The sequence below is a fragment of the Microbacterium sp. LKL04 genome, from assembly GCF_900102005.1.
In the GTDB taxonomy this organism is placed as follows: domain Bacteria; phylum Actinomycetota; class Actinomycetes; order Actinomycetales; family Microbacteriaceae; genus Microbacterium.
In genome coordinates this window covers 34742-51595 of record NZ_LT627736.1, presented here as the reverse complement: position 1 = coordinate 51595, position 16854 = coordinate 34742, and the positions used below count along the sequence as shown (strand labels likewise).

General features: G+C 71.7%; 14 protein-coding genes and 1 tRNA gene. 4 read left to right on the top strand and 11 right to left on the bottom strand.

Features of this window, described 5'->3' with window-relative positions; genetic code table 11:
* Positions 1 to 114: 114 nt before the first annotated feature.
* The 5 genes from BLP38_RS00280 to BLP38_RS00260 form a co-directional block, all read right to left on the bottom strand.
* A tRNA-Arg gene (locus BLP38_RS00280) sits at positions 115 to 187 on the bottom strand.
* Between the two features lie 64 nt (positions 188 to 251).
* Entirely contained in the window at positions 252 to 896 is a 645-nt protein-coding gene (locus BLP38_RS00275) for an asparagine synthase (RefSeq protein ID WP_091359345.1), read from the bottom strand.
* A 49-nt stretch (positions 897 to 945) separates the two neighbouring features.
* Positions 946 to 2421 carry a serine hydrolase domain-containing protein gene (locus BLP38_RS00270; RefSeq protein ID WP_091351682.1) on the bottom strand — a complete coding sequence of 492 codons (1476 nt, stop codon included), beginning with the start codon at positions 2419 to 2421 and terminating at the stop codon, positions 946 to 948.
* A gap of 25 nt (positions 2422 to 2446) precedes the next feature.
* Positions 2447 to 3403: an aldose 1-epimerase family protein gene (locus BLP38_RS00265; RefSeq protein WP_091351681.1), complete on the bottom strand. Its 957-nt coding sequence runs from the start codon at positions 3401 to 3403 to the stop codon at positions 2447 to 2449.
* A complete protein-coding gene (locus tag BLP38_RS00260) occupies positions 3400 to 4434 on the bottom strand; it encodes a zinc-binding dehydrogenase (protein ID WP_172824626.1) in 1035 nt (344 codons plus the stop codon). The genes BLP38_RS00265 and BLP38_RS00260 overlap by 4 nt, the downstream gene beginning before the upstream one ends.
* Before the next feature lie 52 nt (positions 4435 to 4486).
* Between BLP38_RS00260 and BLP38_RS00255 the strand changes: the two genes are divergently transcribed.
* A complete protein-coding gene (locus tag BLP38_RS00255) occupies positions 4487 to 5725 on the top strand; it encodes an NAD(P)/FAD-dependent oxidoreductase (protein ID WP_091351679.1) in 1239 nt (412 codons plus the stop codon).
* Here the strand turns inward: BLP38_RS00255 and BLP38_RS00250 are convergent.
* The 3 genes from BLP38_RS00250 to BLP38_RS00240 all read right to left on the bottom strand — a co-directional run bounded on the left by BLP38_RS00250 (position 5716) and on the right by BLP38_RS00240 (position 8399).
* Positions 5716 to 6558 (bottom strand): sulfurtransferase, encoded by an 843-nt coding sequence (locus BLP38_RS00250; RefSeq protein WP_091351678.1) that lies wholly within the window; start codon positions 6556 to 6558, stop codon positions 5716 to 5718. The two genes, BLP38_RS00255 and BLP38_RS00250, sit on opposite strands and share 10 nt — an antisense overlap.
* A gap of 376 nt (positions 6559 to 6934) precedes the next feature.
* A complete protein-coding gene (locus BLP38_RS00245) occupies positions 6935 to 7480 on the bottom strand; it encodes a hypothetical protein (protein ID WP_091351677.1) in 546 nt (181 codons plus the stop codon).
* A 295-nt stretch (positions 7481 to 7775) separates the two neighbouring features.
* Entirely contained in the window at positions 7776 to 8399 is a 624-nt protein-coding gene (locus BLP38_RS00240; protein WP_091359342.1) for a TetR/AcrR family transcriptional regulator, read from the bottom strand.
* 67 nt (positions 8400 to 8466) lie between these two features.
* On the opposite strand from BLP38_RS00240, the gene BLP38_RS00235 reads away from it, so the two are divergent.
* The 3 genes from BLP38_RS00235 to BLP38_RS00225 are packed head-to-tail and all read left to right on the top strand — an operon-like array spanning position 8467 to position 12568.
* The gene (locus BLP38_RS00235) at positions 8467 to 9501 is read left to right on the top strand and encodes an agmatine deiminase family protein (protein ID WP_091351676.1); all 1035 of its coding nucleotides are present in this window, start codon (positions 8467 to 8469) and stop codon (positions 9499 to 9501) included.
* Complete coding sequence (locus BLP38_RS00230; protein ID WP_091351675.1) at positions 9498 to 11210, top strand: amidase; 1713 nt, start codon at positions 9498 to 9500, stop codon at positions 11208 to 11210. The genes BLP38_RS00235 and BLP38_RS00230 overlap by 4 nt, the downstream gene beginning before the upstream one ends.
* Positions 11207 to 12568, top strand: coding sequence for a pyridoxal phosphate-dependent decarboxylase family protein (locus BLP38_RS00225; protein WP_091351674.1), 1362 nt, complete (start codon positions 11207 to 11209; stop codon positions 12566 to 12568). The genes BLP38_RS00230 and BLP38_RS00225 overlap by 4 nt, the downstream gene beginning before the upstream one ends.
* Before the next feature lie 15 nt (positions 12569 to 12583).
* Here BLP38_RS00225 and BLP38_RS00220 read toward each other — a convergent pair whose 3' ends face one another.
* Genes BLP38_RS00220 through BLP38_RS00210 form a run of 3 tightly spaced genes read right to left on the bottom strand, consistent with a single transcriptional unit; the run spans position 12584 to position 16772 of the window.
* The gene (locus BLP38_RS00220) at positions 12584 to 15442 is read right to left on the bottom strand and encodes an ABC transporter permease (protein WP_091351673.1); all 2859 of its coding nucleotides are present in this window, start codon (positions 15440 to 15442) and stop codon (positions 12584 to 12586) included.
* Complete coding sequence (locus BLP38_RS00215) at positions 15439 to 16158, bottom strand: ABC transporter ATP-binding protein (protein ID WP_091351672.1); 720 nt, start codon at positions 16156 to 16158, stop codon at positions 15439 to 15441. The genes BLP38_RS00220 and BLP38_RS00215 overlap by 4 nt, the downstream gene beginning before the upstream one ends.
* A complete protein-coding gene (locus BLP38_RS00210) occupies positions 16155 to 16772 on the bottom strand; it encodes a PadR family transcriptional regulator (RefSeq protein ID WP_091351671.1) in 618 nt (205 codons plus the stop codon). Before BLP38_RS00210 ends, BLP38_RS00215 begins: the two co-directional genes overlap by 4 nt.
* Positions 16773 to 16854: the final 82 nt, after the last annotated feature.

Here is a 16854-nt window from a genome sequence, read left to right as displayed (position 1 = left end):
CTGGCGACGAGCGCCGCGTCACTAACCAAGCGCCGATCAGACCGCGTGGAGCAGCCGCTCAACAAGAAAAGCCCCGCCGAAGCGGGGCCTTTCTCAGACTGTCTCAACACAGTGTGCGCCCGAAGGGACTCGAACCCCTAACCTTCTGATCCGTAGTCAGATGCTCTATCCATTGAGCTACGGGCGCATGGCCTGTTTCCGGGCCGAGGAACAGCATACGTCACGTCGGGCCCCAATCCGAAATCGAGCCGCTACTCCAGCTCGCCCGGGTCGATACCGGCGGGATCGGACTCGAGGATCGGCTCGGGTTCGACGCCGCCATCGCGGAGCGCCTGCTGCTTCGCGACGCTCCGACGGTGCGCGCGGAGCTTCGGCAGGTCGACGAGGCGCAGCGCCTGCATCCGGGCCACCCGCATCCGCTCATAGTCGGCGTCGAGGTCGGGGCGCGCCGCGGAGATGCGCAACGAGCGATCGATGTTCTTCGAGACCTCGGCCCAGGCGGCGTCGCGGGCGTCGGCGATGAGCTTGCGCAGCTCGTCCTCGTCATCCGCACGAGCTCGCAGTTCCTTCGCGACGTGCAGGGACTGCTTGCGCCGGCGCCTCAGATTGCGGACGTCCCGACTGCGGTAATCGTGCGTCCCGCTCGAGTCGGAGTACCGGGTGCGTGCCGCTTTGCGCTCGCGCTCGGTGCGGGCGGCATCCGCTTCGGCCTCCTCGGCGAGCGAGACCAGGATGTCGCGGGCGTCGCCCAGAAAGCGATCCGAATCGAAGTCGTCGCCCTCGACGAGGATGTCGACCAGGATGCGGTTCTTCAACGCCAAACGTGTCGCCGCGGACGCGATGTAGAGCCCCTCGGCGACGACGTCTCGGGTCTTGACCCGCTCATTGTCCGTCACGCTCACCCCTCGCCTCCCAGTCTACCGAGCAAGGGGTGCCGGATGCCGGTCAGTCGAGCGACCGCAGTGCGTGCCCTGCGGGCCCGTCACCGCGCAGCGGCGGGAACCGCCAGGCGAGCGATGCCATGCCGTCGGGAGAAATGCCGACGTGCAGCGTGTGCGGCGTCTGGATCATGCGCAGCCGCGCGTACCACGCACCGTCGGCGTCCACGCCGGCGACGGAGCGGAACGGCACCGCATCGAGGTCGCCGGCCGGAGCCGGCCACTCCCCCGCGGCCCAGCCGCCGCGGCCGACCGGCAGCTCGACATCGACGCCGTCACCGACGAAGCGGATGGTCCAGCCGTCACCGGTCTCGACGACCTCGACCCGCTCCGCACCCGGCACCGGGCCGCCGCTCGTGAACGGTCCGGGCGGGTAGGAGGTCGCATCGACGTCGAAGGTGCCCGCGAATCCGGCACCGCTGTCGTCGGGCACGGGGAGCGCCAGCGACGACAGCCGCTCCGCGAGGGCGGCATCCGCCTCCGCGGACCCCGCACCCGCCATCGCCGGACGCAGGTGCTCGGTGATGAGGCTCAGAAGGGTCTGCATGTCGATCGTCTCGGCCGTCGTGATGATGACGGCGTCCTCTTCGGGCCACACGATGATGAACTGCCCGTACGCTCCGTCGCCGCGGAACCCGTGCCGGTTCATCCAGTACTGGAAGCCGTACCCCTGCTGCCAGTCGATCGGGTCGGGGGCGCCCGGCCCGCGGTGAGCCGTGTCGTTCTGCATCTGCGTCGAGGTGGCCGTGGCGACCCACTCGGGGTCGAGGATCTGCTCGCCCTGCCAGCGCCCCTTGTCGAGCATGAGCTGACCGGTCTTGGCGAGCGACTCGGTGAAGACGTGGATGCCGCTGAAGCCCATCTCGACGTCGCCCAGCATCATCCACTGCGCCTCGTCGATGCCGAGCGGCTCGAGCAGACGCGGGCGCAGGTAGTCGAGGATCGTTCCACCGGTCGTCTTCGCGACCAGGCGCCCGACTCCATAGATCGTGGGCTGGTTGTAGGCGAACACGGTGCCCGGTTCGCGGTCCGGCGCGACGCGGAAGAAACCGCCCAGCAGGTCGCCCCCCACCTCACGCGAGGCGGCCGCCGCACGGTCGAGGGCCTCGCCCTCATGGCCGCTCGACATGGAGAGGGCGTGCCGCACGAGGTAGCGGCGGTACTTCTCGTCGAGGTCGTCGGGAACCAGCTCGGGGAAGTGATCGACCATCACGTCGTCGAGCCCGAAGCGCCCCTCCGCGATCGCGAGGCCCGCCGCTGCCGAGGTGAACGTCTTCGACAGCGAGTAGACGAGATGCTTCAGGTCGGGCGCGAACGGCGCCCACCACCCCTCGGCGATGACGTGTCCGTGGCGCACGACCATGAGGCTGTGCATCTCGGTGTCGGTCTGCCCGATCGCATCGATCAGGCGGTCGACACCGGCGGCATCCACCCCCTGCTCTGACGGAGTGGACCGGGGCAGGGAGGAGGACGTCGACGTCATGCCGCCATCCTAGGGACGGCCGCTATCAGAGGGCCGAGATGCGCCAGGATGCCGCGAACGTCGCGCCGGGCGCCAGCACGAGCAGTCCCGCGTCGTAGTCGTAAGCGCTCGCGTTGAAGGCGTCGGGCGCGCACGTCATCGGCTCGACGGCGAGACCCTTCCGGTGGCCCGGGTGGGCTGCTCCGGCCGGCTTGTCGGCGGTGTGCACCTGCACCCACGGGCACTCGGCGCCCCAGGTGACCGCGACGCCGACACCCGACGGGTCGGTGACGCGGACCGTGGCGGTGCCGTCGGCATCCGCCTCGATCCCGGTGAACGCGTGGTCGAGCTCGACGTCGCCGAGGACGCGCGGCGCGCGTCGGTCGAAGCGGTCCGGCTCGTAGTCGGTGACCGCGTGCACGGCGACGGGGCTGAGCCGGTCGGGTGTCACCTCGAGGACGGATGCCGCGGGCAGCGCGAGCGTCCATTCGTCGAGTGGCGCGGGGCCGGCGACGACGTAAGGGTGCGGGCCGGTGCCGAAGGGCGCGGGCGACGTGCCGAGGTTGCGCGCCCGGACCGTCTGGGTGAGACCGTCGGCGGCGAGCGCGAACGTCGTCTCGACGCGCACCCGCCACGGATAGCCGGTCTGGGGCTCGATGACGGCCGCGAGGGTCACGCTGTCATCGGAGCGCTCGACCTCGGCGAACTCGAGCCAGGCGACGAGCCCGTGGAGGGCGTGCGAGCGATTCGGCTCGGTCAGGGCGGTGACGAGTTCCTCGCCGTCGAACGTGTACGTCCCGTCGACGATGCGGTTCGGCCAGGGCGCGAGGGTTGCACCTCGGAAGTCGGGCCGCACCTGGTCGGCCTCGAACGGGACCACGAGGTCGCGACCGTCGTGGCGCAGCTCGCGGAGCGTCGCACCGACCGAGGCGATGACGGCGTCGTAGGCGCCGGAGCGCAGCGAGAACTGGACGCCCGAGAGCGGGGCGGGGGCTGAGGTCACGGGCGGAGCATCACTTTCAGGGCGGCGCGGTCATCCATCAGGCGGTAGCCGTCGGCGGCCTCGCCGAGGCCCAGCTCGCGATCGAAGACGGCCCCGGGGTCGACTGTACCGTCGAGCACGCCCGGCAGGAGACGGTCGATGTACGCGCGGACGGGAGCCACGCCGCCCGTGACGGTGACGTTCTTCTCGAACTGCTTCCGCTGGAGCGGAGCGTCGGTGTACTGCGGAGCGCCGACGCGCGACATCGTGCCGCCCGGGCGGACCGCACCGAGCGCCTGCTCGTAGGCCGGGAGGTGGCCGACGGCGTCGATGACGACGTGCGCGCCGAACCCGCCGGTGAGCTCGCGGACGGCGGCGACGCCCTCTTCGCCCCGCTCCGCGATGACGTCCGTCGCGCCGTAGCGGCGGCCGAGGTCGGTGCGCGCCTCGTGGCGCCCCATGAGGATGATGCGCTCCGCGCCGAGCTGTCGCGCCGACAGGACGGCGAGCAGGCCCACCGCGCCGTCACCGATGACCACCACGTCCTTGCCCGGTGCGGCGCCGCCGGTCACCGCGGCGTGCCAGCCGGTGCCGTACACGTCGCTCAGGGTGAGGAGCCCCGGCATCCGCTCATCGTCTTCGGCGACATCCACGCGGTACAGCGTGCCGTCGGCGAAGGGGGCGCGGCGCCGTTCGGCCTGCGCGCCGCCGGCGCCCGTGGGCTTCGTGGTCCCCGCGTTCACGCACGAGGTCTGCAGACCCGCGCGGCAGAACTCGCACTCGCCGCACGAGAAGACGAACGGCACGATGACGACATCGCCCGGCTTCACGGTGCGGACGTCCGCGCCGACCTCTTCGACGACGCCGATCATCTCGTGCCCCATCGACCGGCCCGCGTCGCTCGGCTGCATGGAGTGGTACGGATGCAGGTCGCTGCCGCACACGCACGCCACGACGGTGCGGAGCACGGCGTCGGTGGGCTGTTCGATCCGGGGTTCGGGGGCGTCGACCACGCGAACGTCGCCGGGGCCGTACATGTAAGCAGCTCGCATCCTCCGATTCAACTACGGATGCCGCGCCCGCGCGCCGTGCCAGGCTGTGGGCATGAGCGCGGTCCATGATGTGGCGGTCGTCGGCGCGGGCCTCGCAGGGCTCCGCGCCGCGACCCTGCTCGCCCGTGCCGGACGCGACGTCGTCGTGGTCGAGGCGCAGGACGAGGTCGGGGGCCGGCAGCGCACCGATCGCGTCGACGGGTTCCTGCTCGACCGCGGGTTCCAGGTGATCAATCCTCGTTACGACGCGCTGGCCCGCGCGGTCGACCCCGCCGACCTCGATCTGCGCTCCTTCCCCGTCGGCGTCCGCGTCGTGCGCGGCGCCCGGTCGAACGTCCTCGCTCACCCCGTGCGCCACCCCGGGATGCTGCCCGCGACGGTCGCGGGCGCGCTGTCGGGACTCGTGGCGCCGGCGGACGTCGTGGGCGCCGTGCGGTGGCTGCTGCCGGCACTCGTGCGACCGGCATCCGTCGCCCACGGCCCGGATGAGACGCTGCACGAGGCGTGGGGTCGCGCCGGCCTCACGGGGCCGCTGCGGCGGTCGGTGCTCGAGCCATTCCTGACCGGGGTGCTCGCCGACGACGGCGGCGAGACCTCGGCGGCTTACGCGACGCTGATCGCGCGGTTGTTCGCGGTCGGGCGTCCCGGCGTTCCGGCGGCGGGCGTCGCCGTGCTGCCGCGACGGCTCGCCGAGCTCGCCCGCGCAGCCGGGGCGGAGATCCGACTGTCGCATCCGGTCGACGGCGTGACGGTGCGCAGCGACCGGGTCGAGCTCGAGGGCGGCGTGTCGGCGCGCGAGGTGATCGTCGCGGTCGGCGGCGAGCACCTGTCGCAGCTGACGGGCGAACCGGCGCCGCCGATGCGCGGGCTGCAGACGTGGTGGTTCGGGACGGGAGCGGAGGCACCGGCATCCGCTCTGCTCGCGGTCGACGGCGAGCGCGCGGGTCCGATCGTGAACAGCGTCGTGATGTCGCGCACCGCTCCCGGGTACGCGCCCGAGGGACGGCACCTCGTGGCCGCGAGCTGCCTGCTGCGGGATGCCGCCGACGAGGCGGCCGTGCACGCGCAGCTCGCGCGGATGTGGGGCGACGAGGCGGCGTCGTGGGAGCTGCTTCGACGCGACGACATCCCGCACGCGCTGCCCGCACTCGCGCCGCCGATGCGGCGCGCGTCCCCGGTGAGACTGTCGGAGCGCGTGATCGTCGCGGGGGATCACCGTGAGACGCCGTCGATCGCGGGCGCGCTCGTGTCAGGCGAGCGGGCGGCTGCGGCAGTGCTCGGTCAGGGCTGATCGCCGGTCGCGACAGGGCGGTCGGGGTGGTTCGACCACTGGCTCCACGATCCGCCGTACAGCGCTGCGTCGATACCGGCGAGGCTGAGCGCGAACGCCGCCTGCGCGGCCGACACCCCCGAGCCGCAGCTCACGCCGACGGTCGTGTCGCCCGTGACCCCGAGCGCCTCGTACCGCGCACGCAGCTCATCCGGAGAGCGGAACCGCCCGTGGTCGTCGACGTTCCCGCCGGTCGGCGCATTCACCGCGCCCGGGATGTGACCGGCTCGCGGGTCCATCGGTTCGACGTCGCCCCGGTAACGCTCGGGTGCGCGGACATCGAACAGGATGCCGGTGGCCGGCAACGCGGCGGCCTCGTCGATGTCGAGGCGGGCCAGGTGCCCCGGGGTGAGGGCGACGTCGCCGCGGGCGGCGTGCACGGGTCCGGATTCGAGCGGCAGTCCGGCGTCGCGCCAGGCCTGCAGGCCGCCGTCGAGGACGCGGACGTCGGAGACACCGGCATCCGTCAGCACCCACCAGGCACGGGCGGCACCGAATGTCTGCCAGTCGTCGTAAACGACGACCGAGTGGCCCCGGTCGATGCCCCAACGCCGCGCCGCGGTCTGCAGGTCGGCGATCTCGGGCAGCGGATGCCTCCCGTCCTCCGGTGCGCCGTGGGCGGCCAGTTCGTCGTCGAGGCTCACGTAGACCGCCGTCGGGACGTGACCCGCCTCGTAGTCGCTGCGGCCGTCGGGTCGGTCGAGACGCCACCGGACGTCGAGGACCGTCAGCGGAGCGGCATCCCGGATCAGGTCGTCGAGCTCTGCGGGGGTGATCAGTCGCGCACGCGTCATGCCCCTGACTGTACGACGGACGAGCTGCGGCGGGGCGCTGCGGCGGGGGCGCTTCGGCGGGGGCGCTGCGGCCAGCATGCGAAGACCCCTCGCCCGGCCGCCTCCTCGCCGAATCACCACACACGTGCCGAATCACCACCCGCTGGTGCGCACCTCGATGGTGACTCGGCTCCTGAGTGGTGATTCGGCGACAGGGGGCGCGCAAGACAGCGGATGCGGCCTCCCACCCCCCACCTCGAGGGGTCGCGGATGGTCGCTCTGCGCCAGGTGGGGTGACCATCCGCGACCTCTCGACGGCGCCGAACACGACGATGCCGGGACCCCGATGAGGGGCCCCGGCATGTGTCAGGGGTGCGGCACTACCGCATGCGGGCGATCAGTTGCCCAGAACGCCGTCGACGAGGTCGTTCACGCTCGAGGAGACGTCGCCGACCGTGTTGTCGACGTCGCTCGTGATGTCCTTGACCAGGTCGCCGGTCTTCGACGAGACGTCGGTCTGGGGCGCGACGTCCGTGTCCGGCGAGACGTTCGTGTCGTTGCCCGAGCCGACGTCGTTGCCGTTGCCGACCTCGTTGCCCGAGCCGACGGGGGCGTCGACCGAGGTGTCGTTGCCCGAGCCGATGGGGGCGTCGACGCTGTTGCCCGAACCGATAGGAGCGTCGTTGCCGGAGCCGATGTCGCCGACGGAGAGGTCACCGGTGGAGACGTCGCCCAGCAGCTGGCTGTCGAGGAGCGACGAGACCGACGCCGCGAGGTCGTTGTTGGCGTTGAGGAAGTCGGTGAAGCCCTCTGCCGCCGTGGTGGTCGTGGTGGTGTCCTCGCTCTGCGCGGCGTTCGCCGGAAGGGCGAATCCCGCGGTGAGGGCGACGGCCGCGAGGCCGGTCGAGCCGAGGACGATGGTCCGCTTCAGGTTGGTACGCATGGGGTGTTTTCCTTCCTTCAGTGCGGCTTTCGCACGATGGGTTTTCCGGACACCCCCCGAGATCGGATTGGACCGGATGCCGCCGGAGCCGCCGACCGGAAGGTGATCAGCTCGTGTCTCCCGCGTGTTTCCGGGCGACGATCGGCATCCTGAACGTTTCTTATGAGGTGCCCCTCGACCCGACGCAAACGGCATCCATCTCTCTCGAATGGCCGCCGTTCCCGTCGGCTCGGGGCGTCTCAGATGGTCGCGTCTGCGGCGGTGGGACGACCAGGTGCGACGGCTCGGCGTCGGGTCAGGGGCGCAGCGCGTCGGGCGTGACGCCGAGCAGGGCGGCGAGCGCGCGGCGGGTCAGGTCGGTCCGGGACGGGTCGGCGCGCCAGCGGACGAGACCCTGCGCGCCGAGGCCATCGATGATCGCGAGCAGGTGCCAGGCGATCGCGTCGGCGTCGACGGCGCCGAACTCGCCACGCGCGCGGCCGCGGTCGATCTCGGCGGCGAGCGCGCGCTGCCACGCATCCATCTCGGCGCGCACCCGCACGGCGAGCTCCTCATTGCGGGTGCCCAGCGCCCACCCCTGCACCCAGACGAGCGTGACCTCGTTCGGCTCTTCACCGAAGACGGTGTCGAGCAGGATGCCGAGGCGCGTCGTCGCGGCATCCGTCACCCGCATCGCGGCCCGCACCGCGCGCAGCTCCTCGGCGACGACGGCACCGAAGGCCTCGGCTACGAGCGCGTCCATGCCGTCGGCGTGATGCGCGACGAGCCCGGGCGCCACACCGACGCGGGCGGCGACGGCGCGCAGCGTGACGGCGTCGAGACCGTCGGTGAGCGCGATCTCGCGGGCGGCGAGCGCGATCTCCTCCCGTCTCTCGGCGGGGGTCTTCCGCGCCCGGCGGACGGTTGACGTCTCGGTCATCTCCTCGGTAGCCTCCCCCTTGTTGATCAAACGATCAATAAGCTACCCGACACCCGAGGGAGACGCCATGGCCTGGCGGATGCCGAGCGAGACCGCCTCTCACGAGCGCACCTGGATGGCCTTCCCCCGTGAGGGCTTCACCCTTGGCGACACCGATGCCGCCCGCGACGAGGGCTACGCCACCTGGACGGCCGTCGCCGCCGCGGTAGCGCGCTTCGAGCCGGTGACGATGGTCGTCGACCCGACCGAACTCACCCGCGCGCGGCGCATGCTCCCGGGCGACGTGACCATCGTCGAGGCCCCCGTCGACGAGTTCTGGATGCGGGACCACGGCCCCACCTTCGTCGTCGACGACGAGCGGCCAGGCGTCCTCGGCGCCGTCGATTGGATCTTCAACGGCTGGGGAGCGCCCGACTGGGCGGAGTGGCAGAAGTCGGCCGCCCACGCCCGGCTGATCGCCGGCGAAGTCGGCGCCGAGCTGATCCCCTCCGACATCGTCAACGAGGGCGGCGGCATCCACGTCGACGGCGAGGGCACCGTCCTCCTGACGCAGACGGTGCAGCTCGACCTGCGACGCAACCCCTTCGCCGACCGGGCACGCATCGAGGCGGAGATGGCCCGGACGCTCGGCGCGACCCGCGCCGTCTGGTTGAGCCAGGGGCTCACCCGCGACTACGACGACCTCGGCACCAACGGTCACGTCGACATCGTCGCGACGATCCCCTCGCCGGGCCGCATCCTGCTCCACGACCAGCGCGACGCGTCCCATCCCGACCACCCCGTCAGCGCGCAGCTGCGCACGGAGCTCGAGGAGCAGACGGATGCCGCCGGCCGCCGCTTCGAGATCGTGTCGCTCCCCGCACCCGAGACCCTCACCGACGCACACGGCCCCGTGGACTGGAGCTACGTCAACCACCTCGTCGTGAACGGCGGCGTCATCGCCTGCGGCTTCGGCGAGGAGAAGGCCGACGCGCACGCCCGCGCGATCCTCGCGGACGCCTACCCGGGGCGCGAGGTCGTCACGGTCGACGCCCGTCCGCTGTTTGCCCGAGGCGGCGGCATCCACTGCATCACGCAGCAGCAGCCGGCGGTGACTCGATGATCGACGTCGTCGAGGCGTCCATCGCCGACCTTCGCGCGGCGCTCGACGCGGGCGACGCGACCGCGGCCGAGCTCGTCGACGCGTACCTCGCGCGCATCGACGCGTACGACGGGCCGGGCACCGAGACCGCACTGAACGCCGTCGTGGTGAGGAACCCCGACGCGCGCGCCGAGGCCGCGGCATCCGATTCCCGTCGCGCCCGTGGCGAGACCCTCGGACCGCTCGACGGCATCCCGTACACGGCGAAGGACAGCTACCTCGTGCGAGGGCTGACCGCCGCGGCCGGCTCCCCCGCCTTCGCCGAGCTCGTCGCCCAGCGCGACGCGTTCACGATCGAGCGACTGCGCGCCGGCGGGGCGATCTGCCTCGGCCTCACCAACATGCCGCCGATGGCCAACGGCGGGATGCAGCGCGGCGTCTACGGCCGCGCCGAGAGCCCCTACAACGCGGACTGGCTCACCGCGCCGTTCGCCAGCGGCTCGTCGAACGGGTCGGGCACGGCCACCGCCGCGAGCTTCGCCGCGTTCGGCCTGGGCGAGGAGACCTGGTCGTCGGGACGCGGTCCCGCCTCGAACAACGCGCTCTGCGCCTACACGCCCTCGCGCGGCGTCATCTCCGCGCGCGGCAACTGGCAGCTCGTCCCGACGATGGACGTCGTCGTGCCGCACACCCGCACGATGGCCGACCTGCTCGAGGTGCTCGACGTCGTCGTCGCCGACGACCCCGAGACGCGCGGCGACTTCTGGCGCGTCCAGCCCTGGGTCCAGCTTCCCGCTGCGTCGATCGTGCGGCCCGAGTCGTACCCGGCGCTCGCGCAGGGCGCCTCGCTCGACGGGGTGCGTCTCGGCATCCCGCGGATGTACGTGAACGCCGATCCGGATGCCGGGACCGGCACCGGCATCGGCGGCCCGACCGGCCGGCGCATCGAGACCCGGGAGTCGGTCCTCGAGCTGTGGCGCTCCGCGCGCGCAGACCTCGAGGCCGCGGGAGCGACCGTCGTCGAGGTCGACTTCCCCGTCGTGAGCGACTACGAGGGCGACCGGGCCGGCGCATCGACGATCGCCGACCGTCTGCCCCAGGGATACCTGCACCGCGAGATCGTGGACCTGTCGGCATGGGCGTGGGAGGACTTCCTCGAGGCGAACGGCGATCCGGCGCTCAGCACCCTTGCGGATGTCGACGGCGCGACGATCTTCCCGCACCCGCCCGGCGCCCTGCCCGACCGCTACACCGGGTTCGACGACGACATCGCCGAGTACCCCGAGTGGGTGCGCGCGCACCCGGGCGCGACGCTCGACGACATGCCCGAGCTCGAGGCGGGCCTGCGCGCCCTCGAACGCATCCGCCGCACCGATCTCGAGGAGTGGATGGATGCCGCCGGCCTGGACGCCGTCGTGCTCCCCGCCGTCGCCGACGTGGGCGCCGCCGACATGGACGTGAACCCGGCCTCGGCCGACCTCGGCTGGCGCAACGGGGTGTGGATCGCGAACGGCAACCTCGCGATCCGGCACCTCGGCATCCCCACCGTCACCGTCCCGATGGGGACGATGACCGACACCCGGATGCCGGTGGGCCTCACCATCGCCGGTCGCGCCTACGACGATTCCGCCCTGCTGCGCCTCGGCGTAGCCTTCGAACGTCTGGGTACCCGCCGGACGCCGCCACCGCGCACACCCGCGCTCCCCCGCACCACCTCGGAGACCCGATGACCCAGCCCGCACGCATGCACGACGTGACCGACGAGACCCGTCAGATCGTCGACCTCGTCCTCGACTACTCGCGGCAGCGGCTGCTCACCGACGACAACCCGCTCGACAAGCCGCTGCCCCCGGCCGAGCTCGCCCGCCTCGCCGGCGTGACGATCAGCGAGCAGGGCATCGGCGCGCGCAAGGCGTTGGGCGTCTTCGAGCACGTACTGGCGCCGGCCTGCATCACGACCGACGACCCGCGGTACCTCTCGTTCATCCCCAGTGCGCCGTCGAAAGCGGCCGCGGCGTTCGACCTCGTCGTCTCGGCAAGCGCACTCTACGGCGGGTCCTGGCTCGAAGGCGCGGGCGCCGTACACGCCGAGAACGAGGTGCTCCGCTGGCTGGCGAACGAGTTCGGCCTGCCCGCGACCGCCGGTGGCGTGTTCGTGCAGGGCGGGACGCTCGGCAACCTGTCGGCGCTCGTCGCCGCGCGGGAGACCGCCCGGGAGCGCGGCATCCGTCCCGACCGCTGGCGCGTCGTCTGCTCGGCGGAGGCCCACTCGTCGATCGCGTCGGCGGCGCGTGTCATGGACGTCGAGGTCGTCCCGGTCGCCCCGGATGCCGGGGGTGTGCTGCGCGGAGATGCGGTGCGCGCCGCGCTCGAGGAGCACGGCGACAGCGTGTTCGCCGTGGTCGCGACCGCCGGGTCGACGAACTTCGGGATCGTCGACGACATCGCGTCGGTCGCCGATGCGACCCGGGAGTTCGGCGTGTGGCTGCACGTCGACGGCGCCTACGGGCTCGCGGCCGCCCTCTCGACCGAGGCGCGGCACTACTTCTCCGGGTTGGAGCACGCCGACTCGCTCATCGTGGACCCGCACAAGTGGCTGTTCGCACCGTTCGACGCGTGCGCACTGCTCTACCGCGATCCCGAGCTCGGCCGCCGCGCGCACACGCAGCACGCCGAGTACCTCGACACCCTCACCGAGACGAGCGACTGGAGCCCGTCGGACTTCGCCGCGCACCTCACGCGCCGGGCCCGTGGCCTGCCGCTGTGGTTCTCGCTCGCGACCTACGGCGCCGAGGTCTACCGCGAGGCGATCACGTCGTCCATCACGCTCGCCGAACGCATCGCCGCCGAGATCGAGTCGCGCGACGAGTTCGAGCTCGTGCGCCGCCCGCAGCTGAGCGTCGTCGTGTTCGAACGGCGCGGGTGGACGAAGGACGACTACACCGTTTGGTCGAATCGCCTGCTCGACGACCAGCACGCCTTCGTCACGCCGTCGAGCCACGCGGGCCGCACCAACGCCCGCTTCGCGATCCTGAACCCCCGCACGACGTTCGAGGACCTCGTCGGCATTTTGGACACGATGCGCTGAGCCGGGCTCCCGGGCTCAGGCGATGACGTTGCGTCGCGTGAGCTCGGGCTCCCGCGGCGGCACCAGCCAGTTGACGGCCGCGATCCCCAGCGGCAGCGCGACAGCGAGTACGCCGAGCAGCCACCACGGGATATCGGCCAGGCTGAGCGGCTCGTACCCGGTCTGCGACTGCAGCCAGAACCCGATGGGCGGAAGGATGCCGGCGGTCGCCCCCGCGAAGGTACCGAACCCCGCGATCACGAGGCCCTGCCACAGACCGATGCGGCGCCGGAGGCCAGGCGTGCCGCCGACCGCGGCGAGCGTCGCGTCGTCAGGGCGCCGCTCGAAGCGAGCGAGCCCGAGGGCGACGGCGCTCGCGCCGAGGACGAGGACGGCGACGGCCGCGAGCAGGGGGACGAGCCAGACGGCGGGGCTGGCGGGGCCCGTCTCGCGGTAGAGGGAGATCTGGTAGTCGTCGGTCGTGAGAGCCTCTGCGAGTTCGGAGAGGTGGTCCTGCGAATTCATCTGCGACCCCTCGGGGAATGTCGCCAGGACGTGGCGCGGAACCACACCCATGCCCCAGGCGCGAGCCGTCGAAGGAGCGACTGCGCTGATGATCCTCTGATGCGGCGCCGCGACCGGGATCGCCGGCGCACTGCGCTCCCATCGCGGGTCGGCCATACCGACCTCGTCGTGCCAGACGTTGCTGGGGACGCTGCGCTCGAAGTAGTCCCGGGCGCTCCATGCAGCCGCCTCGACGCGGCCGCCAGTGATGTACGTGTCATCGGTGACGATCACGGCCCCATCGTTGTACGCCTCGCGCTGCGCTGGAGTCAGCGCGATGCCCATGGCGGTCTCGAGGCCGTCCACGTCCACCACCGCGATGTTGTCGGTGGGATCACCGGAGTAGGAGACTCCCCGCCCGCCGTCCTCCTCGGGCGAGAGCAACGACCTGGCCGGCTTGACGAGCATCGCGTGATCCAAATCGGCCGGCAGATCCGCGGAGGTCTCGACGTAGAACACGTCCGGCTGGGAGCTCACGACGCGCAGCTCGAGCGCTCCTGATGACTCGAACAGCCGCTCAGCCTCCTTCGCGGCCTTCTCGGCGACCTGCGCGCTGAGAAGCGGGTCGTCCATGGGGCCGATGTCCGCGACGACCGTTCCCACCGGCGCGCTGTAGCCGTAGTTCCGCGCCGACTGCTCGGCACTCATCATCCCCATCGCGACGGCGAAGACGCCGACGAACACGGTTGCACCGATCGCCGCGAATGCCGGGACGGTCCGCGCGCCGTTGGCGACTGCATCCCGCGATGCCAGCCGTGCAGCGAGCCCGACGCGGGAGAGCAGGCGCGAGGCAAGCCAGAGGAGCCACCGTCCCGACACGAGGATGCCGACCTGCGCCAGAATCGGGCCGCCCACGATTCCCACGATCGGAAGCCACCGCAGCGGCGAATCCCACGGAATCGTGGTGCTGATCGCGACGGCGCCGGCAGCGATGCCCGAGACGATGGTGACCGCGATGCCGACGATGATCAAGAGGGATCCCCACAGCGGTCGCGCGGCCGTCACCTTCATCGGCCGACGCGCCCCCCGCAGCGCGGAGATCGTGTCGGACCTACCTACCGTCCGCGCCGGCATCCACGCCGATGCCGAACCGACGAGGACCGCGAAGACCAGAACCCCTACGAGCAGCAGCCAGGGCACGTGGAACCCCCAGAACGCCGTCGCGGATCCGTTGGCCAGGAGCGGCATGAGGATCGCCGCGCCGGCCACGCCCACCGCGAGACCGACACCACCGGCGATGAGACCGAGGACGGCCCCCTGGAAGAGGACGATGCGGCGCAGGTCCCGGGGCTCGGCACCGACGCTGGCGGCGATCGCGAGGGCGCGCTGCTGTCGGCGCGCACTGACGGCGAAGGCCGCAGCGGCGAGCATGACGACCATGTACCCCGCCGCGAGTCCGCCACCCCCGATACCCGCCGCGAGGCCGAGCTCGCGCTGCTGATCGAGCTCGGCGGTTGTCGGAATGGAGTAGTCGTCGAACGGCTGATCGAACGGAGGCGGATCCACGACGAACTCTCGCGCATAGACACCGAAACCGGCCGCGTTCAGCGCGCTCAGCAGGTCCGTGTCGATGTCGATATCCGGCAGAAACGATCGGACCGGGCTGTACCTGTCCGCGTCGAAGAACGCCAGCACGGGGTCGGCGTTGGCGGCGGTGGCGTCGTCGAACGTTCCCGTGATGGTGAACTGCTCGCCATTGGTGAGTGTCAAGGTCCGGCCGATGGTGAGCCCCGCGCGCTCGAGCACGGCGGGGGACACCAAGACCTCACCGTCGCTCGACGGCGCCCGGCCGTCGATCAGCGCATATGCGCCCGCGAAGCGCTCGTCCGCCACGTCGCCCGCTATGGCGCGGGCACCGGCGCTTCCGGCGACCGTCTCGATACGCTCGTCGCCGAACGACAGCGGCACGATCTCCGTGCCCGGATCGAGCACACGCGCCGGGTCGGCAGTCGGATCCGGTTCCGTCGATCCGTCGGACCCGCCCCACTGCGACTCGTTGCCGTACTCGTAAGGGTCCTCCGGGTCCTGCCAGAAGCCGGCGTCGGCCGCCCAGACAGGCTCCACCCACGCCGACATCCTCCCCAGCTGCACGGTGACCCGCTCCGCGGGCGTGGCGAATGTGCTGGAGACCATCACCGCGACCCCCGCCATCCCGGCGATCGGCAACGCGATGAGCGACATGATCAGCAGCGACGACACCCACGCGCGGCGCACCTGACGCCGCGCGATGCGCGCAGACACCCGCAGACGCGCCGTGCGCGACGGCTTCGGTCGTTCGGCGCGACGCCGCGCCCCGGCATCCGCTCGGGGCCGGTCCTGCACCGCGGTCATCGCGCGTCCGACAAGAGCGCGTCGGCACCGCGGCGGGCGGACTCGTCGACGATGCGGCCGTCGCGGAGGAACACGATGCGGTCCGCCCACGCCGCGTGGCGCGGCTCATGCGTGACGAGGATGCCGGCGGCCCCCTGGTCGACGCGGTGCCGGATCATCTTCATGACCGCCTCCCCCGTCACCGAGTCGAGTGCGCCGGTCGGCTCGTCGGCGAGGATCAGCCGGCGCCCGCCGACCACGGCGCGGGCGATCGCGACGCGCTGCTGCTGACCGCCCGACAGATCGTCGGGGTAGGCGTCGAGTTTGTCCTCGAGGCCGACCGAGGCGAGGGCATCCCGGCCCGCACGGCGCGCCACCCGGGCTCGGAAGCCGTCGAGCTCGAGCGGCAGCGTCACGTTCTCGACGGCCGTGAGGGTCGGGATGAGATTGAAGTCCTGGAAGACGAACCCCAGGGAGCGCCGCCGGAGCTGCGCGAGATCGCGACGTGTCGCCGTCGAGAGGTAGGTCCCCTCGACGACGACTTCGCCGCTGGTGGGCTTCTGCAACCCGCCCGCGATCGACAGGAGCGTGGATTTGCCCGAACCGGACGCTCCCATGATCGCGACGAGCTCACCCTTGTCGACCGTCAGATCGACGCCCGACAGTGCTGAGACGCTCGTCTCGCCCTCGCCGTACTGCTGCGTGACCCCCACCAGCTGCAGAACGGCGGCGCTCATCCGACGACCGCCTCGGTGTTGCTCGCCTCGGATTTGGCGGGCCTCCCCCGTTTGGGAGTCTCTGTGGACAGCTCGAGCCCCATCGTACGATGCGGATGCCGCGCGAGCCGCTGCTCGGTGTGGTCGAGCCATCGCGCCTCGGCCTCGGCGGCGAAGATCATCGAGTCCACGACGAGAGACCAGGCGAGCTCTTCGGGACCGTCCGGGTTGGCCCCGGCGTACTTGGCCCGGTTGAGCTCCTGAAGCTGGCGCAGCGATGCGGACCGCTGTCGCTGGATGACGGCGCCCAGGTCGACGCCCGGCAGGGTCGCCGCGACGGCGAGCTTGATGGCGAGCTCGTCGCGCGTCCCCTGCGCGCGCTCGACGGGTGCGTCGAGCCAGGCCTGCACCTCGGCGGATCCGGCATCCGTGATCTGCCAGTACACGTGACCCTGCTCGTCGACGTCGCCCTTTTCGACGAGGCCGTCGCGTTCGAGCCGGTCGAGCGTGTTGTAGATCTGCCCCACGTTGAGGGGCCAGGTGGACCCGGTGCGGCGGTCGAACTCCGCGCGCAGCTGATAGCCGTAGCAGGGACCCTGATCCAGGATCGCCAGCAGGCTCTGTCGTACCGACATCGGGACTCCTCGCTGCATACCGGGTATGTGTTTTCTGAGTATATGCATACCGGGCAACGCCGTCGCAACGCCGTCTCGTCTT